Consider the following 26,948-nt stretch of genomic DNA (forward strand, 5'->3'; position numbering starts at 1 on the left):
TACGGAAAAGCCCATGATAAGCCTTTCCCTTGATGGTCCGACGGCAGATGTCCCGCTGGCGCTTGTCGCGGACCTGAAGGCGGATCTGGACATCACGGACAGCAGCGATGATCTGCGCCTTGAGCGCCTTCTGCTGACCGCATCCAGCATGGTGCTGGCCTATATCGGCCGTCCGATCCTGTCGGGAGAGTGGACTGAGGAATTCCGTCTCAGTCCCTCAGAACGGATTGAAGAGATCGTTCTGGGTGTTGTGCCGGTAACGGAGATCAAGACGGTATCCCATAACGGGACCGACTGGTCTGCGGATCAGATGGCAGACCTTATCCTGGACAAGAGGGCAGGGCTCCTGTCCCTGCCGTTAAAGTGGCATCCCTTCTGGCGGGCGGGCCTTTACGGCATCACCTTTCAGGCTGGATACGTGCCGCCCTCGGTTGATGCAAACAATGTGGTTCAACTAGGCACGTTGCCCAGGGTCATCAGCCAGGCGGCTCTCATGACTGCTTCCGCTCTCTTTCTGGGCGGCAGCCGAGATCCGAACATGAAATCAGAAACGGTGCAGGGTGTGGGCGCCACAACCTGGAATAGTGCGTCCGGGACTGGCGGCATGCCGCAGGCGGCTGCCGATCTTCTGGATAACTTTCGCGGAGAGCTGATGTAATGGGCTGGGTTACAACCTCTCGTCGCCGCCAGATCAGCGCCAAGGGCCGCCAGATGGTGCTCAGGCGGGTTGATGGCAACACCTCAGTCACTGTGCAGGGATACGCACCCCCAGCTCAATCGGCTGACATCATGGATGCCACGGTCAAGGCCTCCTTTATCTGCCAGATCACCAATGATGAGCTTGCCTCCTCCGGCTACGGCTCACCTGCGGCCATGGATCGGCTCAAGGATGGCCCCAAACTCTACACCCTGACGGATGCCACGCCGGTTTATGACGGCCCAACCCTCTGCGGATGGACGCTCATAGCGGCGGGCGGAGAAACATCATGACCTCACCCGCAGTATGGGCCAGCGCCTGGGCCATCGCCCTGGCAGCCGCGCAGGCAGATGGCCGGGAGTTGCTGGATCCAGCAGCCCAGAAACAATCCGTGCCAGAAGGCCCCTACTGGCTGATGGAAACAGCATCCAGCACGTCAGACCGTGCCGGAGCCGGTGAGCCAGTCAACCTGGAGGATGGCACCGTCTGGCTGCACCTCATGGTGCCGCGCGGCACAGGCACGCTCACGGCCCTGACCAGCCGCAAGGCCATGTCAGATGCGTTCCGCGCCGTGATGAAAGAGGCCGAAACCATCCGGCCCGCATGGTTGCCAGTTGGTCTCTACTATCACGGCCATAGTTTTGACCCACCCGATCTTGACCAGGACGGAAACCGTGTCCGGTTTTCTCTCGGCATAGATTATGAATTTCAGGATATCCTCACATGAAGTATTTCGCTCTCTACGAAACCGGAGCCAATACCGGCCTGTATGCTCTGGGCAGCACCGAGCTTGAGGCTGAAAGCACATCTGATGCCGTCACCCAGGCGGAAAAATCTGCTCCGGCAGGTTGCCGCACCGGTGTATGGCCGTACCAGATGATCTCTGGCACGCCATCCGCCGTTGCGCCAACGGATGCCGAAAATGGTCGGCAATATAACGTTCTGGCCCAGCCGGGGGGCACTGCGGGCCAGTTTTCGCCCAATGGGCAGGTATTTGCCTCCATCGGGGCCGATGCTGCGGGCATGTGTCTGTCGCTCCAAAAGTTTTTCGGTTACCGGCTGGGCCTGATCCCTACGGATGCAAAGGCAGCGCCTGCGGCCGTTCAGCCTGACACGGGCAGCACAGGATCCAGCACGGTCAGTTCCGGCACCAGCAGCAGCGGATCCGCGCCGTCTGATGGTGGCTCCGTCGTCTCTGGTGGCACAGCCGCCCCGGCTGCGTAATCCGCCACCTCACATCTCTGTTTTTCTCAAGGGTCGCCCAGTGCGGCCCTTTTTTATTGGAGCAACGCAATGGCTACGGGTGCCACAACCGGCTATGCGGCCGGTGAGCAGACCAACACCAGCCCTGTCGATTACGCGCAGGAAGTCACCTACAACATCGCACCGGCCGGTACGTATCAGCGTCTGCGGTTAACGGGAGAAAGTCTCGCTGCGCAGGACAGTACGTCCACGCCTGACGAAATCAACAATCTGCCAGAGGTGGCCGAAACAGTTCTGACTGGCCGCTCTACCGGCGGCAGCGTCAACGGCGTGCTCTCCTACGGCACCTATGATGATTTCCTTGCGGGTGTGCTGGGGGCGGATTTTACCTCTCTGGCGGCTATCACGCCCAGCCCTGGGAAATTTACCGTGCAGCAGGTGGATCCGGGCAATGGAAAGGGTTGCCCACCATCTGGGCAAGTAATGCAGGAACGTCGCTGTCAGTTTTTGGCAGCGTGCCGGTTGGGGCATATGTCCGCATACTGGACCCGGCCAACAATATCGATCTGTATGCAGTTGTTATCGGTAAAAATGCCGGTTCCACCCTCATTTTCCAGGCGGGGGCATTGTCTGCCATTGGATCAATCAGCCCCTCGGCCACCATGTCGATTATCTACAACGGGGTGACTAACAGCGGTCTTGGCAAAACCTATACTATCCGGAAAAAGCTTGCCGGAGAATGGCAGGTCTTTACCGGGAATATGGTCAATCAGGTCCAGATCCAGTTGCAAAAGGGTCAGGTTCCTACCGTCCAGATTGATTTTATCGGCTCAGACATGACCGTCACCACCGTGGATGTCTCCAGCGCCGTCAATGCGGCAACCAAAAGCCCGCTGATGGACGTAGTGGGTGGTTTTCTGGGTTGTTCCGTTTTTGGCCAGTCTCCAGCCGGGTGCATTCAGTCCGCCACCATTACCTTGGCACGCGATGGCTCCGGGCAGGATACTGGCATGGGTCATGTTGGAGCATGCGGTATCCAGTTCGGCGCGCTCAAGGCGTCCATGGATATCGAGTATTTTTTCAAGGATTATACCGAATTTTTGGCATGGCAGGCCGGGAAAAAGGGTCCAGTCTCGGTGGGAATCAAGGGGAGTGATGGCTACGGCTATCAGTTCACCCTCCTCAATGGCCGGATATTCAACCCGAAAAACCCGATCAGCGGCAAGAATGCCACCATTGTCACCACCATTTCCGTCACGGGCAACCCGCTGCCGGGCGGCGGCACGTTCGCCATTACGCGCATCACGCCAACGTCCTGACGGTCTGCGTTCTTTCTGAATTTTCTTCTTTCCATCCTCACAGGCCGCCACTGAGCGGCCTTTTTTTAGTGGAGTAAGCCCTCATGGCTCGTCTTTCCGACATCAAGATTGATTCCGCCGCCATTGCCGATGGTGTGACTGTCCCTGTTGAGCAGTATCCGGGCCTCAAGATCACCGTGCGCGGCTTCACCGATGCCTTCCGCGATGCCCAGGCACGCCGTCTGGCGCAGGCCGCCCAGAAATTCCGCAATGATGTCAGCCGTATCCCCTTTGCTGTGCGTCGCCAGATCAACAGCGGCCTGCTGTCAGAATTTCTGATCGTGAATGTTGATGGCCTTTACAGTGATGATGCGGAAACCGTTCCAGTCACGCTGGAAGAGTTCAAAAACCTCCTGGCAAATCCGGATTACCGCAATCTGGCGGATGCCTGCTGGGACGCGGCTGCCCTGGTCAACACGGGTGCAGCCGAGCAGGTGGAGAAGGCTGAGGGAAACTAACCCGCGCCCTCAGATGGTGGCTGGTCTGGGGTGACCCGGAATATGAGGACATCTGGCCGGAGCTGGAAGGTGATGAAGCCCGCGTTGATCCCCTGCCGGAATGGCATTGGATCTGGCGCGCCTGGCACCGGCTCTCCTCGGAACGTCAGTGGCCTGCTGAGGGATTTTCCGTCCCCATGGGCGGCATGATCATCAAGGGAAGGCCAACGGCCATCCCCTGGCGCGCCGTGCTGGCGTGGGCAGGTCATCATGATCTGAGCAAGGCGGAAATGGCGCTGCTGGATCGCTGCCTCATCGCCATGGATGCGGTGTTTATCGCGCACTGGTCAGAAAAACTGAAAAGGAGCCTTGGCAAATGAGATGGTCGAATGTCCTGCGTGAGCAGATCCACCTCAACACCGCCAAGGCGCTTTCCAGCACGGCGCTGCATGAGATGGTGGCCGATCAATGCCGCCAGAACCGGGATGATCTTATCGCGCAGGGCAGCGCCTCTCCGGTTTACACCACCTACGTGGACGGCAAGCGCGATGCCGCAGAAGAAACCGCCATGTTGCAAGGCGGTCTTGTCGTCTACGTTTTCAGCGCCCTGGCACAGGCCGCCAACTGGGCGCTGGATCAGTGCCGCAAGCGCTCGCCCGTTCGCAGCGGTGCGTATCGGGATAGCTGGGTCATCCTGGTGGATGGCATAGCCTGGCAGCAGGCTCCCGCAAAAATACCCAAGGGCAGCACGGTCTGGATCGTCAACACCATGCCCTATGCCCGCAAGATTGAAGTCGGCGGCATGCGTGTCAGTGTGCCACCAGGCATCGTGGAGGCGGTCCGTCAGGCCACGCAACGCCGCTTTGGCAGCATCAGGGCGGACAAGGCTTACAAGCCGCTCCAGGGCGGCCGTGATGCCCGTGGTGAGCCCATCCCTTACGTCCTCAGGCAGGCTGGCATCGCATCCGGCATGTCCTGGAACAAAAAAGCGAAAACATGGAGCCGCAAGCACGCGGCCTACGCCAGCAACCGCGCAGATCGGCAGGCTGGCCAGCAGATGCTCTATCCCACCTTAATTCTTACCGAGCCAGGACAGTAAAATGGCAACCATCAAGCAGATCAATGAGATTGATAACATCATCCATGTTACCGATCAGACTGCCGATGGTACCGAGAGTGCGGCCCGCAATATGGATGCCTTGCAGGGCAAGGCAGAGGCCGTTTGTGGCTCCATGGCCGAAATGGGCGCATCGGGGGGCAAGGCCACACGGGCGCTGGCTGAAGGCGTTGGTGCGGCATCGGATGCCTTCAACGGCCTGAGCACCACTGCCGCCTCCCGTGTCAATCAGCTCGGCAAAGAGCTGGATCTGCTCACGGAAAAACGCAGTCAGCTTCTGGATGCCACCCGCAACGCAGGTGCGTCCGGTCTGGGCACAGAGGGCACGGCCACCGAGCTGGAAAACATCAATGCCGAGATCTCGCGCGTTACCATCCAGATGGACCGGGCGCAGCGGCAGGCCCATGCAGCGGCAGATGCCCAGGCAGCATGGAATGGTGAGCTGACAGAAGGCCGCAGCGCCATGGTCTCCCTGGGAGATAGTACGTCTCGGGTGATTGACGCCCAGAACGCTGCTGTCACTGGCCTGTCTGCCGGGATGGATACGTCCGTCAAAAGTTTCCTGCGTATGGCCGCCTCTGCGGGGGATGAAGTCGCCAAGCTGACCCTGCGGCTGGAAACGGCGCAGGATCGCTTGCAGCAGATGCAGGTTCAGGCCCGCGCTGCCACGGCCAATGGTCTATCCGATGATGATGCCAACTATGGCGTAGCGGCCCAGCAGGCGCGTGTGGATGCGCTCCAGCAGCAGATTGACCTGGAAAAGCAGGCCCGTGCCGCAGCCGATGAACTGACAACGGCGCTGGAAGAGCAGACGCTTGTGCAGTCCAAAAGCACCAATGCCACAAAGCTGGAAGGATACCAGATTGGCATCCTGATGGATGAGGCGCACAAATTCTTTGATCAGATCCTGGCAGGGGGCAACCCGCTCCAGGCGGCGTTCTATCAGGTGCCCAATGCCGTCCAGATCATGGGCGGCCTTGGCAACAGCCTCCAGCTCGTGCGCGGTCTGCTTGTCGGTCCGGCCGGTATCGCTCTGGCAGCCGGCGCAGCGGGTGCGGCCATCTACAAACTCGGCTCCTATGCCGAGAGCGAGCAGTCCCAGCTCACGCAGCTCAGCACCCATCTGCGGGCTACTCGAACGGATTACGCTGATATGGCGGATGCTGCGGAAAAAGCGGCGCGCAGCCTGCATGAGTCTGACAGTGACCTATCTCTCTCAGACAGCCGCACGGCCGTGCAGACCATTGTCTCCGTGCCAACCGTGGATAGCAGCCAGATTGAGCGTTACATGACGGACGCCCGCAATCTGGCGGCCGTCATGGGGCAGACGGTGCCGGAGGCCGCCAAGACCATGGCGTCCGCCTTGCAGGATCCTGCCAAGGCAGCGGAAGGGTTTGCCCAGCAGGGCATGCCTGGTTTCAACGCCGGTCTGGTGCTCATGGTCCAACATATGGCGCAGGCAGGGGATCGCACCGGCGCTCTGAATAGCGTTCTCAAAGTGCTGGAGCAGACCACTAAAAACGCGGAAGAGCAGGCGCTCACACCGTTTCAGCAGTCCCTGAAGGATCTGAAAGATGAAACCGGCGGTGTGGGAGATGCCGTGGTCTCTTCCTTTCAGCATATGGGGGATGGCATTGTCGGTATGGCCACGGCCGGGATCAAAGGGCTCACAGGGCTGATTGAGCTCATCGAACAGATTGCGCCCAAGGTTGAAACAGCCACCAAATCCATCTGGGATTCCGTAGCCTCCGGCATGACGTGGGTCGGTGGAAAGCTGGAAGGGGGAGTAGAGGGTGGCCTGAACCTGCTGGGGGCCACCAATCTGTCGCACCTCATGGCACAGGGAACTACGGCTGACCCGCAGTTCTCCATGCCCACCAATACCAACGCTACGGGGGATGTCCGCGGAACAAATGACAGTTCTGGTAATGTGCCGTCTACTCAATCCTTAAAAGCACAGGATGCAGCCGTAACAAGCCTCTCTGCTCACTGGGCTGACCTACAAAAGACCGTGGATGCGGAAATCGGTTCTGACAGTAGCCTCAGCGGCCAGTTGGATGATCAGAGACGCAAAATTCAAGGTCTGAAAACTGCTGTATCTGACCTGAATGAACTGCATGCGGCTGGAAAGATCGCTGATGAAGAATATGCCACCGACATGCGTAACCTCAATGGCCAGCTCACCGCGGCCAATGTTGCCTTGGGCGGCCTGCGTGGGCCGTTTGCGGATCTGATTGAGCAGCAGGACCACGCTGCCCAGTCTGCGGCAGCGCTGACAGGCTATGACAAGGCGATGGTAGAGGCGTCCCAGCAGGCGGACGATGCTGCACGCCAGCTTTCGGGTGGCATGGCCTCAGCCAGCGAAAAAGCGCTGGTGCAGGCCGCTGCGGCCCGCACTCTGGCGGCGGAATACAAAACCAACCTGACAGTCATAGACCGCAACACGCAGTTGCAGGATGGCATCACGGCTGCCTGGGCCAAAGGTGGTGCAGCGGCCGATCATGCAACCAACTATGTGGAGGCCTATAATTACGCTCTGGATCATTTCAGTAAAAATGCGCCTGATTTCAATGAGAAAGTAAAAGCCATGGCCGCAGAACTTGATGCGTTCTCGGCCTCAAAGCGCAATACTGCTCTCAGTCAGGAAACATTTGCCAACGACAACCAGATCAAGCTGATCGGCCTGGAAACCGATACTCTGGGCATGAATGCGGATGCGCGCACCAAACTCATCAACCGCATGCAGGCTGAAAATGCAGAGACGGAGAAAGGAAACTCTCTGCAAGACCAGTCTGTGCAGGCTTATCTGGCCAGTGTGGATGCGCTTTCGGATGCCACCACCGCCTATGAGCATCATCAGCAGGTGCTTCAGGATGTCACCGGCAGTCTGGAAAACATGACGGACCAGTTGACGGATGGCGTCACGCAGGGGTTTTTGCAGGGCACATCGTCCGGGATGTCCTTCAAGTCCACGCTCCAGGGGATTACAACCCAGATTGTGGGCATGCTGGCCAAAATGGCGCTGATCAATCCGCTGCTCAACAAGATTGATGGCGGCACGCGCACCACGATGGATGATGTCACGGATATGCTGTCCGGATCGTCATCAGCGTCCAACGCGGGCACAGACAAGGGTCTGGACCAGCAGGATCAGGAAGCCCTGCAGAACTGGTTTGGTGAGAAAACACAAAGCGGCAGCCAGAGCTCAACCGACGGGCTTGATCAGCAGGACAAGAGCGCCCTTAATCAACTGTTTGGCGCAGGTCAGGGCGGAAGCTCCGGCCTGAGCGGCCTGATGTCCACAAAGCTGTTCGGCACAGCCAGCGTTGGCAGCCTGCTGACCGGTGTCGGCTCTGGCATGGCGGTTGGCTCCCTGTTCAGTCATGTCGGCAAGGGCACCGATGGCACGCTGGGCAGCGCCATAGGCTCGGGTGTGGGGTCGATCGTCGGATCCATCTTCCCGGTTGTGGGCACGGTGCTGGGCGGGATTATCGGCGGTGCTGGCGGTGGTATTCTCGGAAGTCTCTTTGGCGGAAAACATCATTACACGATTGATGATGTCTCTGCTGAAAACGGGACTCTCAGCATCAGCCGGGTGCACAACCATCGCAATACGGATACGATCACATCCGGATTGCAGGATGATCTGGACAGTCTGAATCAGCTTTATTCGGACGTTGGCGCGTCCGTGTCTGACAGTGGGGTTGTCGGGCAGGTTTATGCCAAGCGCTATAGGGGTAAGCATAGCAACCAGACGCTGGCCGATATCCTGCCGGATATTGATCTGACCAGTTCTGATGCGACTTTTGCAAAAGCGCTGGCAGGCGGCATGCCATCATCCTTTGACAGCGTTGATACTTACGCGCAGACGGTGCAGCAGCTCAAGCAGACGTCTGACGCATTGGATGCGCTTGGTGTCCATGTCAGCAAGTTTACGGACGCGACCCATGTGTCGGTTGAGAGCATCAGCGGTTATACCGGAGATCTGGCCAAGGTGCTGTCCGGTTTCGACGGTCAGACTGTCTCGACCGATGTGCTGCAAAGCCAGATCAGCAGCCTCAAGACTTTGCTGGATGTTACGGCCAGCGGGGCTGAAAGCATTGTTGACCAGGTGCAGGACCTCAAGGTCCAGTACCAGCAGGCAGCAGATCAGGCCAAAGCCTATGGGCTGGATTATCAGGTCATCCTGGACAAGGGCAACGCCATTGCGGAGATGACCATCGCCAATGAAAACCGCAAGCTGGAGCAGTCTGATCAGTCCGTGCAGGCCCGTTATCTGGCCGCAACGGGGGATCAGGAAGGCGCTGATCTCCTTAATTTTGATGTATCGGCAGCCCAGCAGAAACAGGAACTGGATGATGAATGGCGTAGCTATCTGGGGGACAGTTACGCGAGCAGCCAGACATATGCGGATCAGATGGCAGACCTGGACAAGACCCTTGCGGCCGAGCGCCTCAAGATCCAGGCGACTTATGCAGCCCAGGCCCTGGCAGATCAGGAAGAAGCGCAGCAGGAAGCGGCCGAAAAGCAGGCGGAATATCTCTCTCAGGCGCAATCCTCGGTCGCGTCTGCGTTTTCAAACCTTGCCGATTATGTGCAGGGTCTGGGCACGTCCGATGCTTCGCCCCTGTCCGTGCAGGATCAGTACAAACTGGCCAATGATAATTTTGATACGGATTATCAGGCAGCCATGGGTGGGGATTACGATGCGCTGACGCGCCTCCAGTCAGAGTCCCAGACGGCTCTGTCCGTCGATAAGCAATGGCTGGGCTCCGGCACGGATTACAGCAAGGCCTATCAGGACATGCTGACCAAATTGCAGGCCATCGGCAATCTGGGCGCTGACACATTTACGGCCAACCTGGCCAAACAACTGGCAGCGCAGCAGGTGGATGCAACGCTCCAGGTCAAACAGGAAATCCAGACCATGAACGCGACCCTGCAACGGTTGATCCGGATGCAGGCCGTAGGCGCAAAGGCAGCATAAAATGGCAGTTATCCGCACGGTAGAGCTGGACATTGTCCAGCCTGCCGCTGGCACGCTTGCGGCCACCTATGGCCACGGCACGCGGGCGCACGGCACTCTGCGTCGGCGCGCCCATAATCCGGAAGCCACGGACACCATCCGCTATTCTGATTGTGGGTATGTGGATGAGTCAGGCACGCCGTATCCGCCCTATGTGACGGATGCCTTTACCCTGGACCGGGGGCTGACCCTCACGGCGGACGCCATGGGCGGTGCGCTCTCGGCCGGGTCCATCACGCTGGCCAATCCTGATGGCGTGCTGGACAGCCTGCTGACCACCCGCGTCAATGATCATCTGCCGGTGCGGATCCACACCGGCAGCAAGATCTGGGATGGGGTGCGGCGGGTGTGGAAAGATCCTGCCAGCACCAGCCTGCGGCCTGTGTTTGCCGGTCTGGGCAGGAGCTGGCGGCCGGACCGCACATCCGTGGCCATTGATCTGCTGGACGCCACCTACTGGCTTGAGGGCAGCATGCCTGTCTCCGTCTATGGCGGGGCAGGCAAGCTGGATGGAGACAGCAACGTGGCGGGCAAGGGCATGCCCCGGATCCGGGGCAGTGTGTGCAACATCACGCCGGTGCTGATTGATAGCGTCAATTATGTCTATCAGATCTCGGACGGCCCGGCCTCGGTCACGGCGCTGTATGAGGGCGGGTATCCGGGTGGCATCGCCTCGGCTGGCACGGTGGCGGATATCTATGCCGCCAGCCCCAGCCCCGGCACTTACACCGTGCAGACCGGCTCCGCTGGCACCTGGCTAAGGCTGGGCACCAAGCCGGTCTATGGCATCACGGTGGACGCCGTGGGGAAATTCCGCTCCGGGGCTGCACCCGCCAACGTGCTGGATATCCTGCGGCAGATGCTGCTGGAGGATCTGGTCATGCCTGCGGCCTATCTTGATGCCGCATGGCCTGCCACCTCCTCGATCGCGCCCTGGCCGGGTGGCTGGTATTGGGATGGTTCGGAGACCATCACCGGCAAGCAGGCGGTCAGTACGTTGCTCAGCGGGCTGTGCATCACCCTGGTGCCCACCCGCACCGGCACGCTGCTGCCCATCCTGCTGACAGCGCCGGACCCGGCCGAGACACCGGCCGCCGAGCTGAATGCGGATGTGATCACGGAGATTGCAGCCGCCACGCTGGACAGTTCGCTGGATCCGCCAACATGGCGCTGGCGCATTGGCTGGCAGCATAATTTCACGGTGCAGACCACTGGATCCAATCTGCACCCGCAGGCTCCGGCCGCACGGCAGGCCATCATCGCGGTGGCGGATCGGGCCGCCATCTGGTGGTCTCCGGATATCAAGAGCCGCTGGCGGGTGCCCAATGATCCGGCACTGGTCACCACGGCCTTGGCCCGCCAGACGGATGCCACCACCATTGCCAAACTGCATGGCGCATTGTGGGGCACGCAGCGGCGGCTCTGGGCTGTCACCATCCCGCAGGATCTCGCCTGGGGGATTGATCTGGGGGATGTCATCGGCATCTCCGCGCCGGCGCCGGGGCTGGAAGACAGGCAGCTCGCCCGCGTGGTGAGTGAGCACATGCAGGCCACGGATCAGACCGTCACCTTTCAGATCCTCGTTTAAAGACGGATAAAAATGGAAAATTGTGGATTGGGCTGGGAGAACCGCGTTCTGGACGCGGCGCTCACGGCCTCTGCGCAGGTCTCGGCGTTGCCTGTCGAAAACCTGCGCAACCAGCAGGGGGCGGCAAGCCTTGGCTGGCGGGTGCCAGGCACGGCGGCTACGCTCACCATCAGCCACCCGCCTGCCGGTCCCTGGCGCGCCTTTGGCCTGTTCCGGACCAACCTGACAGCAACGGCCCAGATCACCGTCACCGTCCTGTCAGGCGGCAACACGGTCTGGCAGGGCACGGCGCAGGCGGTAGCCAATGGGCAGATCCTGCTGGTGGCGCCAATGGCCGTTACGGGCGATACAGCCACCATCCAGATCACGGATACCGCCAATCCGGACGGGTTTCTGTCTATCCCGTTGGCCTATGCTGGCCCGATCTGGCAACCGATGCGCAATTACAGCACGGACAGCACGGCAGACCGCACGCTGGGGCAGGATAGCGTGACAACCCTCGGTGGTGCTGAGTTTGTCTCCACCCGCTGGTATCAGCGCAAGCTGAGCATCGCCCATCAATCCTATGGCGATGCGGACGCCGTTGTCCTGGACAGGATCCTGCGTGTGGCAGCCACCGGCCAAAACATCCTGTTTCTGCCAGACCCATCCGCCACGCCAGACGTGCTGGCAGCGAAGGCGCTGTTTGGCGGCCTGAGCGGCAGTGATCTGTCCAATCCCTTTGGCGCTGCTGACCGGCATGCCCTGACCTTAACCCTCACGGAGCGCCTGTAATGGCACCACAGCTTGGCAACTATGTGCTGGAGACAGCCACAGCGCCCGGTACGGGCAGCTTTACCCTCAACGGCCCGGAAACCAGCCGCCGCAGCTTCTCTTCCGCATTTCCCAACGGCGGCAGCGTTTTCTACTTTGCTGATGACGGATCCAGCGCCGAATGGGGTGTGGGCACGCTGACCATCGGCACGCCCAGCACGCTCTCGCGCACCACGATTATCGGCACCACAAGCGGCAGCGCATCGGCGCTCAATTTCTCCGGCTCCGTGGAAGTCTATAACGAAATACCGGCAGAATATGTGCCGATATTGGAAGCGGACGGCCATCTGATCGTCAAATCCATCACGGACTGGACACAGCGGCAGGCGCTGGGTGCAGCGGATGCAGAGGGGCGGTATGTCAAATCTGTAAATGACAGTGCCAACAGCCGGGTTGATGGTGCTGGCATCAACAAACAGACTGGCGTGCCATGGCTGCATACAGGCGGCGGATTTACCAACCTGCAACAGGCAGGCGATTACGCCACTAACGCGGCAGTCAATGCTGAGGTGACGGCCCGAGCGAATGCTGTTGCGGGGCTGGATGCAGCCAAGGTCAATCGCTCCGGGGATAGCATGAAGGGGCAGCTTAATAACTGGAACGACCCCAACCTGACCACGGGGGTCTATAACTATTCCCCTTCATTCCGGTCATATACGAACTCCCGTGCAGGCTTCTCCTTGTTCTCTCAGGACAAGGTGGGGGATGGCTCAACGGCTTGCGGTGTATTGGTCTATGAGTGGAACGGACAGCAGCAGCAATTTTGGTGGTTCGGTCCTGATGGGTCCATTGGGCAGTCCACAAAGGGCAATGTAGCCTTCATCAGTGATATTCCTACGGATATCTACAAAGAGTCTTTTTTTAACAACGATTTTCCAGATGGGGGCTCTCAGGTCACCAACCTGCCACACGGGCAGCGATGTGTTCATTTCATTGTGTCTGCTGGCTCGGGGGGCCGCGTGAACTTCCCTCAGGCATTTAGCGGATACCCTACTTGCCTTGTTCTGACGCCAACGGTCCATACGGATACTTGGTGGACGGATTTAGATTCCGGTGGGTTCACCTTTTGGAACGCAAACACATGGACTGGTAATATTGGTGTAACAGCATGGGGACCACGATAATGACTGACACATCAACTACGACAACACCCAAAACAGGTGCTGATATTGTTAAAGCGGCATATCCTGCACGGTATTATGCACAATATGATAAGTCAGCTACAGGTGTGACGCATGCAACCGCTGTTATCGACACACAGGCGTCTGATACAAAAGTCAACGCGCTTCCTGCAGCAAGCGACATGATCGCGCTGACAGCAGATCAGTATGTAATGGCGCAAGGTGCTAACAACATTCGCATCCAGAATGGTGCACTGCTTTATCCGGCACGGTATTACGTTCGGTATGACACAACAGCTGCACAGCCAACGGACATTACCGGCTGGTTTGATACATGGGCACTGAGTGACGTATCGCTCCTCCCGGACGCCGAGCAGATGCTGGCTGTATCGCAGGCGGACTGGAATAACCCTGAAATTCACGCATACTCAGGCAAAGGTGTGCAGGACGGTAAGATTGTTGATTACACACCACCTGTCCCGCTACCTATCCAGGCGCAGGGCGAACAGACATGGATTGCGTCACAGGCGTCAATGGCGGCTGCCATGGGAGAGACGTTTACATCTGATATGAAAGCGTATGTGAAGGCGGTTCAGGCTATTGCCGATGGCACGGACACTGCCAGCACAAAACTGCCGGACAGGCCAAAAAATATCATGAGCTGATACAGCGTCCTGCTGTTGTTTCTGCCGCCCGGTGAGGCGGTTTTTTTATGTCTGCCGAAAGGGCCCAGATGCCTGATACCAATTATCCGCCCGGTGATTTTATCGGCCGGGGTGAGTTTGCCATGATGGATGGTCGCGTGCGGATCCTTGAGAGCGATATGGCTCTGGCCAAGGCCAATCAGACGGAAACGAAATCAGACGTTGCCAGCATCAAGAGCGGCATCGCCACCATTCAGGCGGAGTTGAAGACCATGCGTGGCTGGAGGCAGTTCCTGATCACCGGCGGCATTGGTGTCGGCTGGGGGCTCGTCCAGGGCATCATGCATGTCCTGGGTTGGGGGAGCGCGCCATAAAAACAGAACGGCCCGCTCCCCTGCGGACCGTCCTGCCTCACTCATCCAGTTTAGGTGCTCCCACACCCAGAATCACCGTGCCGGAGCCGCCCCGCTTCCACATTGACCCAGATCAACAGACCGCCCGCTGAGGCGGTTTTTTTATACCCGGAAATCCAAATGAATGCTTCCATCGCTCTCGCGGCTGCTTTGGCGCGCGAATACGAAGGCCTGTCCCTGCGTCCGTACGTCTGTCCGGCCGGTTACTGGACCATCGGCTACGGCAACCGCTGCCTGGCCGACGGGTCCGCCGTCACGGCGCGCACGCCGCCGATCACCAGACAGCAGGCGGAAGATCTGCTGCTGTTTACCCTCGCAGGCCTGCGCGTGAAACTGCGTGCCCTGATCCATGTGCCGGTAACAGCCAAACAGGAGGCGGCGCTCCTGGACTGGCAATACAATCTGGGCACCGGCGTGATTGCCGGATCCACGCTGCTGCGGCTGCTCAATTCCGGCCAGACCATCGCGGCCGGAGAGCAGTTGCTGCTGTGGGATCACATGCACCGTAACGGCCATCTGGTCCGCGTGCCTGGTCTGACCAGGCGCAGGCAGGCCGAATGGCATCTCTATGTCGGGGCAACTGGTGCCGGATCCTCCGTGCCGTCCAGTCCCACTCCCTCCAATCCCACTGATGATCTCAACGCGGCCGAACTGAGCCGCGTGAAGGAAGACGTATGAAACTCGCAAAAATCGGCGCTTATCTCCGCCAGCCTACCACCCTCATTGCGCTGGGGCTTGTCCTTGGCACGGGCGTTGCCGACTGGTTTGGCGCGCTGCCAGAAGGCACCTCCATTGCCCTGCTGGCTGCATCCCTGCCGCTGTTGGCTGTGTCCGACACTAGCGGAATCCTGGCAAAACTCTCGGCAGATCGGGATGGTCTGGCTGCCATTGTGCATGCCCTCACCACCCACAAGGATATTGGTCCGGCCGCCATCAAGGTAGCATCCGATACTGTGCCGGGTGGGGCGCTGCTTGCGGCGGCCGCATCTGCCTTGGTCCAGCAGCAGGCTGCCGCCAGCGCGCCGGCCAAAAAGGCCAGCGGAATCGGCGGCGGTACGGCTGGTCTGCTCCTGCTGATCGGCCTATCCGGTAGTCTGGTGGCGTGCAGCGGTGATCAGCTTATCCAGCGCAAGCAGGCAGTTTACAGCCTGAGCCTGTCCTACTCAGCCGCTGCCCAGATGGCGGCCGACTATGAGCACAACGTGGCTGCGGATCCTGCCGTGGTCGCCAAGCTCAAGCCTGCTTTTCAAAAGGCACATGACCTGATTGCTCCGCTGGATGATGCGGCCGCCAAGGGTGATCCGCTGCCGCAGGCCACGGTTGAGGCGGCGCAGGCTGCGCTCGATGCGGCCCGCAAGTTGTTGCCGTCCACCGCCAACTGATCATTTTTCTGGCGTCGGGAAAATGATCGCCAAGGGTGTCGGTAATAGCGACACCCTTTCATGCACCGCCAAAAATCGGCATTAAACCAAGGAAGACAGACAGTGAATTACACTCAGATCGCTATTTCGGCCGTTGAAGCTCTGATCCAGAATGGCCGTAACCGGCCGTTTGAGGCCGCCTTATGATTAAAGATTGTGACTGGTAACTTACCGTCGTTAACGACGTCGTTATTGACGTCATTTGAGAGGTAAGAATGGCCCAGGAAATCCTGATTGGTGTTGAACGCCGTCGCCGCTGGTCGGATGAACGCAAACTGGCGATACTGTCTGAAGTTGGTGTGGATGGAGCGAGTGTATCGGATGTGGCACGTCGGCATGACCTGACCCGCCAACACCTTTACCAATGGCGGAGTTCATTCCGTCAAAGACTATCTTCGCCAGATCAGTCTGTGGCGTTTATTCCTGTTGCTTCAGTGACGACACCTGCTGTGACATCTGGCGGTGGACCTGACGAACTGGCCATAGTGCTGCGCAATGGCCGTAGTATCAGGGTGACGGGACATCCTGCCGAAGATCTTCTGGCCCGGGTCATCCAGATTGCGGAGACGGCATGATTGGCGTGGGCAACGGCGTGCGTGTCTATCTGGCCTGCGGGGTGACCGATATGCGCAAGGGCATATCGGGTCTGGCAGCACTGGCACAGGACGTGCTGCGTCAGAACCCGACATCAGGGGCGCTCTTTGCTTTTCGTGGTCGCCGTGGCGACAGGATCAAGCTTCTGATGTGGGACGGTCAGGGGTTCTGTCTTTATTACAAGGTGCTTGAGAAGGGACGTTTTCCATGGCCGTCTCCGGCAGAGGGCGTTGCACGCCTGACGACAGCACAGATGGCCATGCTGTGGGAAGGCATGGAGTGGAGACGCCCTTCCTGGTCTGCACCACCGTCTCGCGTAGCCTGATTTTTATGGCGTGATCGTGTAGAACCTTTTGAATTTTCTTAGATTTTCTGCTATTTTTTCATAATGACGCCTGCACCCGTGGTCCTGCCTGATGATCCGGATATCCTGAGGGAAATGATTGTTTCCCTGCAGACCGAAGTGGCCCGGCTTTCTGCGTCGGCCCGTGCGTATGAGGCTCTTGTCCAGTCTCTCAAAATCCGGATCGCACGCCTTCAGAAACAGAAATTCGGGGCCAGTTCAGAAAAGATAGACCGTGAGATTGAACAGCTCGAACTGCTCCTTGAAGATGTAAAAATCGCCATCGCGGCAGCCGATCCTTCTCCTGATATCAGGGAGCATGATGTCAGCGATGATGCAGTCTCTCCCCCACGGCAGCGTGGCAAACCACAGGTTTCTGACACGACACCACGGGAGCGTATTGTTCTCGACCCGGGTGAGGCCTGTCCTGCCTGTGGCGGTCCTCTGCGTCTTGTAGGCGAAGATGTCACCGAAATACTGGACTTTATTGCGGCAAAACTGAAAGTTGTCGAAACGGCACGGCTGAAGAAATCCTGCCGCCATTGCGAAACGATGGTGCAGCCTGAAGCACCGTCGCGCCCTGTTCCACGGGGGATGGCTGGCCCCGGGCTTCTGGCCCATATCCTGGTCTCGAAATTCGATGACCATATCCCGCTTTATCGTCAGAACGAGATCTTTGCCCGTCAGGGTGTGGACATTCCCCGTTCAACCCTGATCGACTGGTGTGGTCAGGCCGTTGCCGTTCTGCGTCCTCTCACAGATCTGATCCGTCAGGATGTCGTAAAGGCAGACCTGCTGCATGCCGATGATACACCCATCCAGGTTCTTGATTCCCGTCTGCGCCAGGCTGGGAAACCACGTGGTGTGAAGGAAGGGCGGATCTGGACCTATCTGCGCGATCCCCGCCCCTGGGGCGGGAGTGATCCGCCCGCCGTGGCCTACTGGTTCTCTCCCGATCGCAAGGGGATCAATCCCCAGACCCATCTGGCACAGTTCCGGGGCATTCTGCAGGCTGACGCCTACGCGGGGTTCAGGGATCTGTATAAACCCGATGCAACGGGAACCGTGCATGTGCGCGAAGCGGCCTGCTGGGCTCATCTCCGCAGGGCCTTCCATGATGTCTGGAAGGGCAGTGATTCGACAATCGCAAGGGAAGCACTCGAGCAGATCGGGGAACTCTACGATATCGAGCGGCAGCTCACCGGGTCTCCTGCTCCGTATCGTCTGGCTGTCCGACAGGAAAAAAGCCGCCCTCGTGTCACAGCATTCCACGCATGGTGCGAAACACAGCTCGCCCGTATCCCTGGCAAGGGGGAACTGGCAAAAGCAATCCGTTATGCGCTCAACCGGTGGGCAGCCTTTACCCTCTTCCTCGAAGATGGTCGTGTTGCCATCGACAACAATCCTGCCGAACGGGCCATACGACCGGTATGCGTCGGGCGGAAAAACTATCTGTTTGCCGGTTCAGACGCCGGGGGCGACAACATCGCTGATGCCATGACGCTTATCGAAAGCGCAAAACTTTCAGGCCTCAACCCGCACGATTACCTCGCCGATGTTCTCGCCCGCATCAACGAACACAAGATCAACCGCCTCCACGAATTGTTGCCATGGAACTGGCAACCCGCGAATACGCTTCACAAAAAGGCCGCATAATCAAGGCGGCACAGAACGGCCGGTTACGAATGGCCCCACGATTGTGGAGGATATCTCCGCTCTGCTACGCCCGCTGAAGGAGGGTCGTGAGCCAACGGCCGATGAATGGGCTTTTGCCCGCCAGCAGCTTGATGCAGCTAATGCGGCTGTGCAGGCGGGGTGATACTAAAGGGAAGGGTCAGAGGCCTACAAACATCATCACTGGATTCTATGATGATGTTTTCTAGTTCTCTTGGACGAGGGAACTAGACGCCTCCGAATTTAAAAACCTAGGGAAATCATGGTGCTGCTGGACAGGATTGAACTGTCGACCTCTCCCTTACCAAGGGAAAGACGTAGCCATGTCAGCTATCGCCCTCATTCCTGCCATTCAGCCTAGCTATGCGAATTCCTAAAAAGCAGTCGTTCTGCTCAAGCATCTACTATGTCAAATCGACAAAGTAGAGAACCTATCGAATTCCTGTGATATGCATCGAAAGCATCCAGAATAGCAGCCTTCGACGACGATATCTGAAATTCTAGTACTACGATCCGGTTTATCCGAGCTCAGTTTCCGGTGTGACGAGGCCGATGAGTAGGTGTCAGCAGTAGAGGATGACAACAACTACGTAAGAGAACTCGCAACAATTGCTAGTTGATAAGGGGCTGGGCAGGCACTTGATCCATCAAGTCGGCAAGCTCTTCGAGTGACTTTACCAGATCAGCGTGGTGATCAGCAGGATCATAGCACAAACACTTTAAGTTCCGATTTGACCGCAGCGATTTCACCATGTCTGGCGCTATGCGCGATGATGTTACTAAGTAATGTGGTCGTGAATTTGGAAAATTGAAACGCTGGTTTTCGAGAAGCATATTGAGGTCGGGGTCTGAGATGCCACATCCAATAATTAAAAAAGTATGAGACAAGAGACAAGCATCTAGAACGTCATAAAACGCTGAGTGAGATACTCTCGCTTTAGCATAATCGTGATTTGAGAATATCAATTCATTGGGGTGGTCGATTGATCCGTGGACCTTAATAATGTGGGTCCGGTCCTCTCGCAAGAAATTGTGCACGTCTGGGTCAAAATACCGTTTAACCGTCACTTGACCACCAGTCTCGCCCAGCACATAATTTTCAAATATTTGATCGAAATTTGGCGTCAAATATATTCTTTGGTCCAAGTTAAATATTAGCTTGTGTATCTCAGAAGGCGCATACGCAGGCGTAATGAAACATTCCCTAATAAAGTGTTCCCATTCCTCTTCCATCCTGCTTTTGATCCACTCACAAGCGTGTAGCAAATCATTATTTTTGATCGCTCGTTTGATATGAGCCGTGCCCTGAGGTCCAATCTTGGCCAAACCACGTTCAAGGAACTCGCCCCATAATGGAGGACGCGTTTTACCGTCTTTACCCACCGAGTTTTTGCTAACACCACTACCGAGGAAAACGACAACTCGCCTAGATATAAGATCGCGCTTCAGCTGTTCTGGCCAATTGATCATTACTTCAACCCCGCCCGGGCAAGAATTTCTTCTGCGACTATGCCAAACGTTTCACGAGCACCCTTTACCTTCGAAAAGTGCGCGCCTCTTACGCCGTCACTCGCCTTAAGGTCAAACACCGGGGCGCGAGCGGTTTGCGACATGGGGATAAGACTATGGAGGTTGGGAATTGAACCTAGTAGGAAGCGAGTAATTGTACTGGGAGGCGGAGCAATTGTTGATAGATTCGAAGACACTATGCTCTCGAATTGCTTCATAATTTTCTCATAAGCATTCACAGCACGTTTCGTACCAAAAGCGTCTGCTTTGGCAATATAGTGTTGAGATGCGTAGCCGAGAAATCCGATACTCCTAGCGAGATTTGTGCCGACGTCATCAGGATCATCGACGTTCTCAACGCCAGAAATCCATTGCTTTCGCCACCTAGACATCCATGCAGCGATGTTGTCGATCGCCTTAACGCTGAAGATGTCTATGGACACGGGGGCCACGAAATAGTCGCTAGCCAACAAAACAGAACGATTGATAGAACCAAGTGATGGGCCCACATCAAAAAATACGAGGTCGTAATCCTCGCAGCGCTTCATGAGCTCTGCGAACATCAACGTCGTTCGCATGCCGCGCGGGTCGCCACCAATCGCCGCCCCCCAGTCCTTCGCAAGCAAATCTTCAGCTAGAGCTAGTCTAGGATCTCCTGGCAATACATCCACGCCGAAACGTGGGCTTGGGCTGACATTGAACTCTTTGCTGTAGCCTTTACCAAGTGAGAGCGGCCGTATCACATTCTGAAGCGTGAAAGATGAAGTCTCATCATAAAAGTAAGTAAGTTTCCTGTCGTCAAACATATATTGGGTCGCATTGCACTGTGGGTCTGCATCAATCACCAAGACGCGAAGTTTGTATTCGTCAGCTGTATAGGCGGCTACATTGCATAGCAATGTCGTTTTTCCCACCCCGCCCTTATTATTAAAGAACGCTATTGATGTGGCCATTCCGTCCTCCGAAATATTCTCTTAAATTTCAATAGATCAAATTTCTTGTCATGCAAGGGCGCCCCAGTGCGTTTGAGCACTCAAACAGAAGTTGCAAGGTAACCCTCTCTGTTTACATGGCACAACAACTCGACTGAGGCACATTATTGAATGCAGAAGGTTGTTCATTGATGATCAAATCGACCTGAACCGCCCTATGATTTCAGTCTGTGACCCAATATCATCCCATAATGAAGTCTGCCCAGACGATCTGCACAAAACGTCATTAATTTGGTAGCGGTTTCTCTCGTTCGCTGCCCAAAAGCTGCCGGTCCGCTTCCCCCCCAAACCGTCCCAGCCAGTGCTGTGACACGATTCGCTTTCGGAGTATCTTCCCTATGGTGTAATGATTAGTCTTTACACTTGTCTGCCTTAATGGCAGCGGCTTGGCATGAGAACGTTGCTATTATTTTGTATACTCGCTGTTGTGCCTGTCTATGCTGTCGCCGAAGAAACCAATTGCTCTGCATTCGGCTCAGGTAACCACCTTCCCGAGTTAGTCGATAAGCAGCTTGCCATTGGCACCAAGCTTTTGTGCAACCGAGGCTACGCCGTTCTGGCGTCAAGTGTGTCACATGGCCCATTGTGGGCAGCCGAGCATCTGTGGTCGGATGATGTAGAGACGGCTCAGTCTCTTAAGAGGACAGGCCGATTCTATCAGGATACGCGAGTCTCCGGCGGTTCAGATCTGCTGGACTACTACAACTCGATTTACGATCGCGGCCACATGGCACCCAGCGGAGATCAGCCGACTGAGCAGGCACAGGCTGAGACGTACGCACTCACGAACATTGTCCCGCAGACTGCTAGCCTCAATGAGGGTATCTGGGCCAGAGTGGAGCGACGGGTGAGGAGTATAGCTGAGAAAGAAGGGGACCTCTACGTCGTCACCGGCCCCGCCTTCCACCTCAAGCCGATCGAAACACTTGGGCATGACCGCGTATATGTTCCCAGCTCGACATGGAAGGCGGTCTATTCGCCGAATAAACGGCGAGCGGGCGCCTACGTATGCCGTAATGCACAACAGCATCCGCATTGCACACAAGTGACAATCCAGACCCTTATACGCAACACCGGTGTCGATCCATTCCCTGCTGTGTCTGATCATATCAAGGCTCAGGCTTGGAAGCTGCCATCCCCGTGAGCCTCTGCATCTTGGAGGACGTACAAGAGAAAAATAAAAGCGAGGAAAATCCGAGGAGTTAGGCCATAAAATATACGGGACCAAGGGGAACCCTTGGTGATTTATGGCTTGTCCTGTTTTTTGACATGGTAGGGGTCACAGGTTCAATCCCTGTTGCGCCCACCATCCGTTCCGGCAGAAAACCAACGGTTTTCTGAGGCTTATGCATCGGACTGCCATCCTTTGCACTTGAGTCTAGCACGCTGTTAGCACGCATATTGAAATTTACCATCGATCGGGCTGCCACCCGGTCGATGGCGCTTGCGACCTCGTCAATAGCCCGCTTGGCGTTTGCGAGGAAGTCCGGACGCACATGCACATAACGTCCTGTGGTGCGAAGATTTGGCATGGCATGGCCCATGAGAGAGGCAACCTCTATCTCTGGTACGCCACGCGTAATCAGTTCGGTCGCCATAGTATGGCGAATTGTGTAGGGCACGATTTCTGACGGCAGTCCTGCTGATTCACGCGCGGCGCGCCAAGCTCCATTGATCTTGAGAATCGGCTTGTCTTTGTAGGTCACGAGATGACCCGAGGCCACGCTCTCAATCCATGACCTCAAAAACTCCGGCACCGGGATACGTGGTCTCCGCTTCTTCGTTCGAGCACGGCCTGGCGGGTTAAGGTCAATCACTCCGTGCCCCAGATCGCATTGCTCACGAGTGAGTTGCAGAAGCGCCTCAGGGCGTGACGCCGTTCCAATCAGAAGTGCAAGAAACATGCGAAGATGGGGCGGCATATTTGTCTCCCAAAGCCGAGCCATCTCCTGAATCGTCATAATGCGCTCGCGCCCCTCGCCTTCAGGTGGAAGCACAATCGGGATCTGACGATCGATCTCGCCATTCTTCCAAGCCCAGTTCACGGCGGCAGCGGCGATACCCATGACGCGGCGGGTATAACCGGCAGAATAACCCTTGCCACGCAAGCACGAGGCGATGCGTTTTTGTTCGGCCACGGTGTACCCAGCAACGGAAGCGCCTGGCTCCATGCTATCCAGCATCAACTCCAGCGCCCTTCTGTTTGGACCAGCACTCCGTGTTTTCTCGCTATGATGCTTGAAATATCGCATAAAAACAGAAGCCAAACCCGTCTCTGACGTTGGTTCGTTTCTTCTCTTGGCGTATTCTGTTACATATTCTGCGAGCTTTATTTTCGCTTCTTGAAGAACATTTGTGCCAAGAGATGCTCGCTTTGTTTGTCTGGTTTTGGGATCATACCAGCACGCGCACCATGAATCCGAGTTTGGACGTTTTCCAAGGAAGTATTGTCCAATTCGGAACACGGCGTCAGTCTCGGACATCTTTCATTCCTTGCGAGGTAATCTATCAAATGAACTTCGGCGTAGCGCACTCGCGAACGGATTTTCAGATAACCGATCCGGCCCTCCTGCCTTTCTCGCCGCAGTGTAATTGAAGAAATGCCAAGGCGAGAAGCGGCTTCCGGCTCTGTGTATAATAGATAATTCGCCATCATTCACGCAACCTCGCGCATTGTGCCTGCCTGGGAAGGAATACTTCTTTTTCTGTTCTTTTTTTGAGAACGCGCCTCGCTCTTTCTCGAAAAACCTGCAAAGACATCGCGAATACTTCACCGTAGCACTCCAAAAATGCCCGATGAATCGATTCGTATGACCACTCCTCGTCACGAAAACGGCGCAGGTCGTCAACGTGGCGGATAAGAAGTGAACGACATGCGCCCGTACCATTTGGAATTGGCAAGTTAGGTTTTTTCTGAAGCACGCCCATCGGTTCGCTGCGATCACCTGGATCAATCAAAGTTTACGAGTATCAAGAGCAAACGTTATCAAGCGTTTTAAGGCGTGTCAAAAATATATTTGACGTATATTTATTCTTTACTTCTTCACGCGAAGTATTCTTTCCTTCTTTCCTTCTTTCCTTCTTTCCTTCTTTCCTTGTATTTAAAGGCCAAATTCCACGAGAGACAGAGGAGTAAGATTTTTATTGCTGCTCCGCGCTTACTGCGTCACTCCGGTAAGGGTTGGGATACAGTAGATCGTCTGAGCATTGGGGGCGTGGTGCATTCTTCGCCTTCTCTCCGGCCCCTATCGGTTCCCGAAAGGCAGAAGCGGCGGCATACCGCCCTTTTCCTCTATCAGCTTGCTCAGATAGCTGACGTTGTCTTGCTGCATGTCTGCGGTGAGTTCACCCGGCAATGGATGCTCGTAACCATTCAAACGGCGCACCTGGCCGTAAGTCCGGTTGATGGATCGTATCTCCTGGTCGAGCCCCTGGACGCTCTCCCCACCAAACCGCCGACGCACATAGGGCATCGTGCCTGGCACAAGCCCCTTTGCCTTGTAGGTCTCCTGTAGCTGCTCCTGGCACTGGAACTTGCGTGTCAGTGTCATGTGCCGGCATTGCCGCTGCTCATCGGCTTTCATGGCCGCCTGTGTCGCCTGCCACTCGGGATCTATGACCTGCGCGTGAGCCGCGTGGATCTCGCCCACACCCAACCCGGCCACCACTACGGCCAACAATAGAGCCTGTCTCATATCAGTCACTCGATGCTGTAAAAGCCTGCACCTTTTGCAGATGCTTGAGATTCTTTTCGGCAATGTCGTTCTCGACTTCCAGTTGCCGGATGTGCTGCTGAAAAGCCATGTCCGCCGTGGTCTGCTGTAGCTGCAAGCTGGCGTCGTTCTGATGCAACGCAGTGGACTGCTCGGCCGCGATAAGCTGCGTGGACGCCCCCACATCATCATCCCCCAGGTCGGCCAGAGCCTCGTCCTGTCGCTGCATCGCCTGGGCCGATGCCTGACGATACTCGTTCACTGACGCCAGAGATGCGGCCTCCCGCATGGACTGGTTGGTATCACGGGCCGCCCGATCGTATCCGGCATCTGTCGGGCTATCCGATGCCAGGCCCATCAGGCTGGCCGCACTCGCCTGGGCGCTGGTGCTTCCCGGCAGATTGTAGGTTCTGGAAAGAACTTCTCTCGCTTCCTGAGAGAAATTCCCACTAAACCCGTTCAGTGAATAAAGATCACTCAGGTCATCCGTGACGCTCTCAAGGCGGGAAATATCGGAATCCAGTGATCCGCCTCCCAATGAAGCGATATTAGCTAGACCTTTAGCGTTCTGTATTTCCTGCGTCGCCTGCTCTAGCTGTTCGTAATACTGCTCTCCCTGCATGTAGTACTGTTGACCTTGTTGCAGGTAGGACTTGGCAGCTTCAAGATAGCCCAGGTCGGTACTAATTTCGGTCTTTGGATCGGTCACTATGACCTGCGCTTTTGCATCAACGGATATGCTGCACAGCGCAAAAATCGTGACTGCCAAAGCACCTTTGAACATATTTACGGTCATATTTTTTGCACTCCCGCGCATATCCTCAGTCATGTTCATGCCGCGTTTTCTATGTTCAACCGGCATATTTAAGCGGCAATAAAATACTCACTTAAATACACTTTAAGTTTGAGAAATCCGCGCACGAACCGTAACACAGAAATTAAAAAATAAGGTAGTGTCAAAATACAGATACAGGGATTTGACCATACATTCCTAATGTATCGCGATACATTAAGAGATATATACTTGAATCGAGGAATGCCCGGAGTGAGCGGGCGACCAAGGCGCGGCAGGCGTTCAGAAACGTTCATTTTCGTTCAAATATGTTCATTTGCGTTCGATTTAGAATAACTAATTGATTTAAAATGATATTTCAGGCAGAAACCCACCTCTTGCGAGGTGGGTTGTATACTTCATATAAAATAAGCGGAATCCGAACGGCAGGCCGTTCGGATACTTCATAACTTGAACATCCTATAAAAAATTACTTGATGGGCGGAATCAGGGTGAGGCATCCTGCCCTGGCAGGGCCTCCACGTCCTGCATGTGCGTTGATTGACATACGCGGGGCGGCTGGATGCCGACACCCGATCCTCACATGGAAAGCCGTAATGCGTGCCGGTCGCTGGCACACCGAAAGAACCGGCGTTCCGGTTCCTGATTCTGGTCGTCGAAATCGTGTCCCTCGTGGTCGATCTTCGATGCCCGCCAAGCATCAGGACCGACCCTCGCCATCCTTCCGGTGCTGCGCCAACAGCACCCCACCAATCCGGCCCCATGAAAGGAGAGGGCCAGGCTACAAACCACCACCCCAGCACGTCACTTCGTATTGCCGCCCCAGTCGGGGCACGCCTGCCGTCTAACCATCGGCAAGCAGGGCGCGGCCTAACCAGCCCCGCCCGATCTGTTGCTGTAGCCGGATGCCTTTAATCGGGCTCGTCCGGTTGCAACGGGCGCTCGGGGGTGAAACTCCCCCGTTCGATCCAATCCGCTCTTTGACATTTCAAGATGAAGATGGGCGACGCGGACACGGCCACCCCTGCCGGTTTCGGCAAGGGGTGAGCCTGTTAGATGGGAGAAACGGTATCCAGTCCGTTCCACGGGCGGCAAGGGATTGTCGAACGTGTGCCGCGCAGGTGGGCGACGGCATGGCGGGAAACCGTCATGGGCCTCAGAGGGGAAACCTGGATGAGGCGGTACCAGGGGGCGCAAGCCGCCTGGATCGTCGGATAGCTCAAGCCTGTAACGGCGTTCAGTAGGACGCTGCGCGGAGAGAAAGTGCGAGTGCCGGGGCCTACAGTGTTCCGGTGGGTAAAATTGGAAACCATGATGTGAGTAAGGGAGACGCTTTGGATGTTCGGTCCCCCCAAATCGGCTGTGCCCTGGCACGGTCGAAAGGCTCCAAGAGCCTAGCAGTCATGGTGAGATGCTCGCGTACTGCTCGTTAAAATCCGTCTGAATAACGCGGGAAGGGCTAAGGGCTGCGTCGGGTGGTCCCGACGCGATA

28 protein-coding genes, 1 tRNA gene and 1 pseudogene are annotated in these 26,948 nt (G+C 56.7%); 22 read left to right on the plus strand and 8 right to left on the minus strand.

Going from position 1 to position 26,948, the window contains the following annotated elements:
* The first annotated feature begins 13 nt into the window (after positions 1-13).
* From ASN_RS08785 to tnpC, 20 genes are all read left to right on the plus strand, one after another.
* Positions 14-658, plus strand: a complete 645-nt coding sequence (locus ASN_RS08785) for a hypothetical protein (RefSeq protein ID WP_058987944.1) — start codon at positions 14-16, stop codon at positions 656-658.
* Positions 658-990 carry a hypothetical protein gene (locus tag ASN_RS08790; protein WP_058987945.1) on the plus strand — a complete coding sequence of 111 codons (333 nt, stop codon included), beginning with the start codon at positions 658-660 and terminating at the stop codon, positions 988-990. The genes ASN_RS08785 and ASN_RS08790 overlap by 1 nt, the downstream gene beginning before the upstream one ends.
* Complete coding sequence (locus tag ASN_RS08795) at positions 987-1,424, plus strand: hypothetical protein (protein WP_058987946.1); 438 nt, start codon at positions 987-989, stop codon at positions 1,422-1,424. The genes ASN_RS08790 and ASN_RS08795 overlap by 4 nt, the downstream gene beginning before the upstream one ends.
* Positions 1,421-1,921 (plus strand): hypothetical protein, encoded by a 501-nt coding sequence (locus ASN_RS08800; protein WP_058987947.1) that lies wholly within the window; start codon positions 1,421-1,423, stop codon positions 1,919-1,921. Before ASN_RS08795 ends, ASN_RS08800 begins: the two co-directional genes overlap by 4 nt.
* Before the next feature lie 69 nt (positions 1,922-1,990).
* A complete protein-coding gene (locus tag ASN_RS19635) occupies positions 1,991-2,587 on the plus strand; it encodes a phage tail tube protein (RefSeq protein WP_157765158.1) in 597 nt (198 codons plus the stop codon).
* The gene (locus tag ASN_RS08805) at positions 2,563-3,219 is read left to right on the plus strand and encodes a phage tail tube protein (protein WP_157765159.1); all 657 of its coding nucleotides are present in this window, start codon (positions 2,563-2,565) and stop codon (positions 3,217-3,219) included. Before ASN_RS19635 ends, ASN_RS08805 begins: the two co-directional genes overlap by 25 nt.
* Positions 3,220-3,302: 83 nt before the next feature.
* Positions 3,303-3,716 (plus strand): hypothetical protein, encoded by a 414-nt coding sequence (locus ASN_RS08810; RefSeq protein ID WP_058987568.1) that lies wholly within the window; start codon positions 3,303-3,305, stop codon positions 3,714-3,716.
* A gap of 176 nt (positions 3,717-3,892) precedes the next feature.
* Positions 3,893-4,075: a hypothetical protein gene (locus ASN_RS08815; protein WP_231948410.1), complete on the plus strand. Its 183-nt coding sequence runs from the start codon at positions 3,893-3,895 to the stop codon at positions 4,073-4,075.
* Positions 4,072-4,794 carry an HK97 gp10 family phage protein gene (locus ASN_RS08820; RefSeq protein ID WP_058987572.1) on the plus strand — a complete coding sequence of 241 codons (723 nt, stop codon included), beginning with the start codon at positions 4,072-4,074 and terminating at the stop codon, positions 4,792-4,794. The genes ASN_RS08815 and ASN_RS08820 overlap by 4 nt, the downstream gene beginning before the upstream one ends.
* A 1-nt stretch (position 4,795) precedes the next feature.
* Positions 4,796-9,799: a phage tail length tape measure family protein gene (locus ASN_RS08825; protein ID WP_058987949.1), complete on the plus strand. Its 5,004-nt coding sequence runs from the start codon at positions 4,796-4,798 to the stop codon at positions 9,797-9,799.
* 1 nt (position 9,800) lies between these two features.
* Positions 9,801-11,426, plus strand: coding sequence for a hypothetical protein (locus ASN_RS08830; RefSeq protein ID WP_058987950.1), 1,626 nt, complete (start codon positions 9,801-9,803; stop codon positions 11,424-11,426).
* Between the two features lie 12 nt (positions 11,427-11,438).
* Positions 11,439-12,200 (plus strand): hypothetical protein, encoded by a 762-nt coding sequence (locus tag ASN_RS08835; RefSeq protein WP_058987951.1) that lies wholly within the window; start codon positions 11,439-11,441, stop codon positions 12,198-12,200.
* A complete protein-coding gene (locus ASN_RS08840) occupies positions 12,200-13,363 on the plus strand; it encodes a hypothetical protein (RefSeq protein ID WP_058987952.1) in 1,164 nt (387 codons plus the stop codon). The genes ASN_RS08835 and ASN_RS08840 overlap by 1 nt, the downstream gene beginning before the upstream one ends.
* Positions 13,363-14,025: a hypothetical protein gene (locus tag ASN_RS08845; protein ID WP_058987953.1), complete on the plus strand. Its 663-nt coding sequence runs from the start codon at positions 13,363-13,365 to the stop codon at positions 14,023-14,025. The genes ASN_RS08840 and ASN_RS08845 overlap by 1 nt, the downstream gene beginning before the upstream one ends.
* Before the next feature lie 47 nt (positions 14,026-14,072).
* Entirely contained in the window at positions 14,073-14,378 is a 306-nt protein-coding gene (locus ASN_RS08850) for a hypothetical protein (RefSeq protein WP_058987954.1), read from the plus strand.
* Between the two features lie 159 nt (positions 14,379-14,537).
* Positions 14,538-15,095 carry a lysozyme gene (locus ASN_RS08855; RefSeq protein ID WP_058987955.1) on the plus strand — a complete coding sequence of 186 codons (558 nt, stop codon included), beginning with the start codon at positions 14,538-14,540 and terminating at the stop codon, positions 15,093-15,095.
* Entirely contained in the window at positions 15,092-15,799 is a 708-nt protein-coding gene (locus ASN_RS08860) for a hypothetical protein (RefSeq protein WP_058987956.1), read from the plus strand. The genes ASN_RS08855 and ASN_RS08860 overlap by 4 nt, the downstream gene beginning before the upstream one ends.
* A gap of 254 nt (positions 15,800-16,053) precedes the next feature.
* Positions 16,054-16,413, plus strand: coding sequence for an IS66-like element accessory protein TnpA (tnpA, locus tag ASN_RS19210; protein WP_058986867.1), 360 nt, complete (start codon positions 16,054-16,056; stop codon positions 16,411-16,413).
* The gene (tnpB, locus tag ASN_RS08870; RefSeq protein ID WP_010510701.1) at positions 16,410-16,757 is read left to right on the plus strand and encodes an IS66 family insertion sequence element accessory protein TnpB; all 348 of its coding nucleotides are present in this window, start codon (positions 16,410-16,412) and stop codon (positions 16,755-16,757) included. The genes tnpA and tnpB overlap by 4 nt, the downstream gene beginning before the upstream one ends.
* 63 nt (positions 16,758-16,820) lie before the next feature.
* Positions 16,821-18,431 (plus strand): IS66 family transposase, encoded by a 1,611-nt coding sequence (tnpC, locus tag ASN_RS08875; RefSeq protein ID WP_058986868.1) that lies wholly within the window; start codon positions 16,821-16,823, stop codon positions 18,429-18,431.
* Positions 18,432-18,712: 281 nt separating this feature from the next.
* Here the strand turns inward: tnpC and ASN_RS19640 are convergent.
* From ASN_RS19640 to ASN_RS08890, 3 genes are all read right to left on the minus strand, one after another.
* Positions 18,713-18,780 (minus strand) — tRNA-Thr (locus ASN_RS19640).
* 281 nt (positions 18,781-19,061) lie between these two features.
* On the minus strand, positions 19,062-19,919 hold the full coding sequence (locus ASN_RS08885; RefSeq protein ID WP_058987957.1) for an SIR2 family protein: 858 nt from the start codon (positions 19,917-19,919) through the stop codon (positions 19,062-19,064).
* Positions 19,919-20,911 (minus strand): ParA family protein, encoded by a 993-nt coding sequence (locus ASN_RS08890; RefSeq protein WP_058987958.1) that lies wholly within the window; start codon positions 20,909-20,911, stop codon positions 19,919-19,921. Before ASN_RS08890 ends, ASN_RS08885 begins: the two co-directional genes overlap by 1 nt.
* Positions 20,912-21,341: 430 nt before the next feature.
* Here ASN_RS08890 and ASN_RS08895 point away from each other — a divergent pair, with 430 nt between their 5' ends.
* Positions 21,342-22,094, plus strand: coding sequence for a DNA/RNA non-specific endonuclease (locus tag ASN_RS08895; RefSeq protein ID WP_058987959.1), 753 nt, complete (start codon positions 21,342-21,344; stop codon positions 22,092-22,094).
* A 58-nt stretch (positions 22,095-22,152) separates the two neighbouring features.
* Here the strand turns inward: ASN_RS08895 and ASN_RS08900 are convergent, their stop codons facing one another.
* The 5 genes and pseudogenes from ASN_RS08900 to ASN_RS08915 all read right to left on the minus strand — a co-directional run bounded on the left by ASN_RS08900 (position 22,153) and on the right by ASN_RS08915 (position 25,459).
* Positions 22,153-23,433, minus strand: coding sequence for a tyrosine-type recombinase/integrase (locus tag ASN_RS08900; RefSeq protein WP_082666629.1), 1,281 nt, complete (start codon positions 23,431-23,433; stop codon positions 22,153-22,155).
* A 65-nt stretch (positions 23,434-23,498) separates the two neighbouring features.
* Positions 23,499-23,606, minus strand: a pseudogene (locus ASN_RS20535) (hypothetical protein); the annotation flags it as partial.
* On the minus strand, positions 23,603-23,908 hold the full coding sequence (locus tag ASN_RS19935) for a hypothetical protein (RefSeq protein WP_167541308.1): 306 nt from the start codon (positions 23,906-23,908) through the stop codon (positions 23,603-23,605). The pseudogene ASN_RS20535 and the gene ASN_RS19935, both read right to left, overlap by 4 nt.
* A gap of 287 nt (positions 23,909-24,195) precedes the next feature.
* Positions 24,196-24,645: a hypothetical protein gene (locus ASN_RS08910; RefSeq protein WP_058987962.1), complete on the minus strand. Its 450-nt coding sequence runs from the start codon at positions 24,643-24,645 to the stop codon at positions 24,196-24,198.
* Between the two features lies 1 nt (position 24,646).
* Entirely contained in the window at positions 24,647-25,459 is an 813-nt protein-coding gene (locus ASN_RS08915) for a hypothetical protein (protein WP_099048366.1), read from the minus strand.
* A 597-nt stretch (positions 25,460-26,056) separates the two neighbouring features.
* On the opposite strand from ASN_RS08915, the gene ASN_RS19650 reads away from it, so the two are divergent.
* Positions 26,057-26,371 carry a hypothetical protein gene (locus tag ASN_RS19650; RefSeq protein ID WP_157765161.1) on the plus strand — a complete coding sequence of 105 codons (315 nt, stop codon included), beginning with the start codon at positions 26,057-26,059 and terminating at the stop codon, positions 26,369-26,371.
* Positions 26,372-26,948 lie beyond the last annotated feature (577 nt).

Source organism: Acetobacter senegalensis, from assembly GCF_001499615.1.
GTDB classification, from domain to species: Bacteria; Pseudomonadota; Alphaproteobacteria; order Acetobacterales; family Acetobacteraceae; genus Acetobacter; species Acetobacter senegalensis.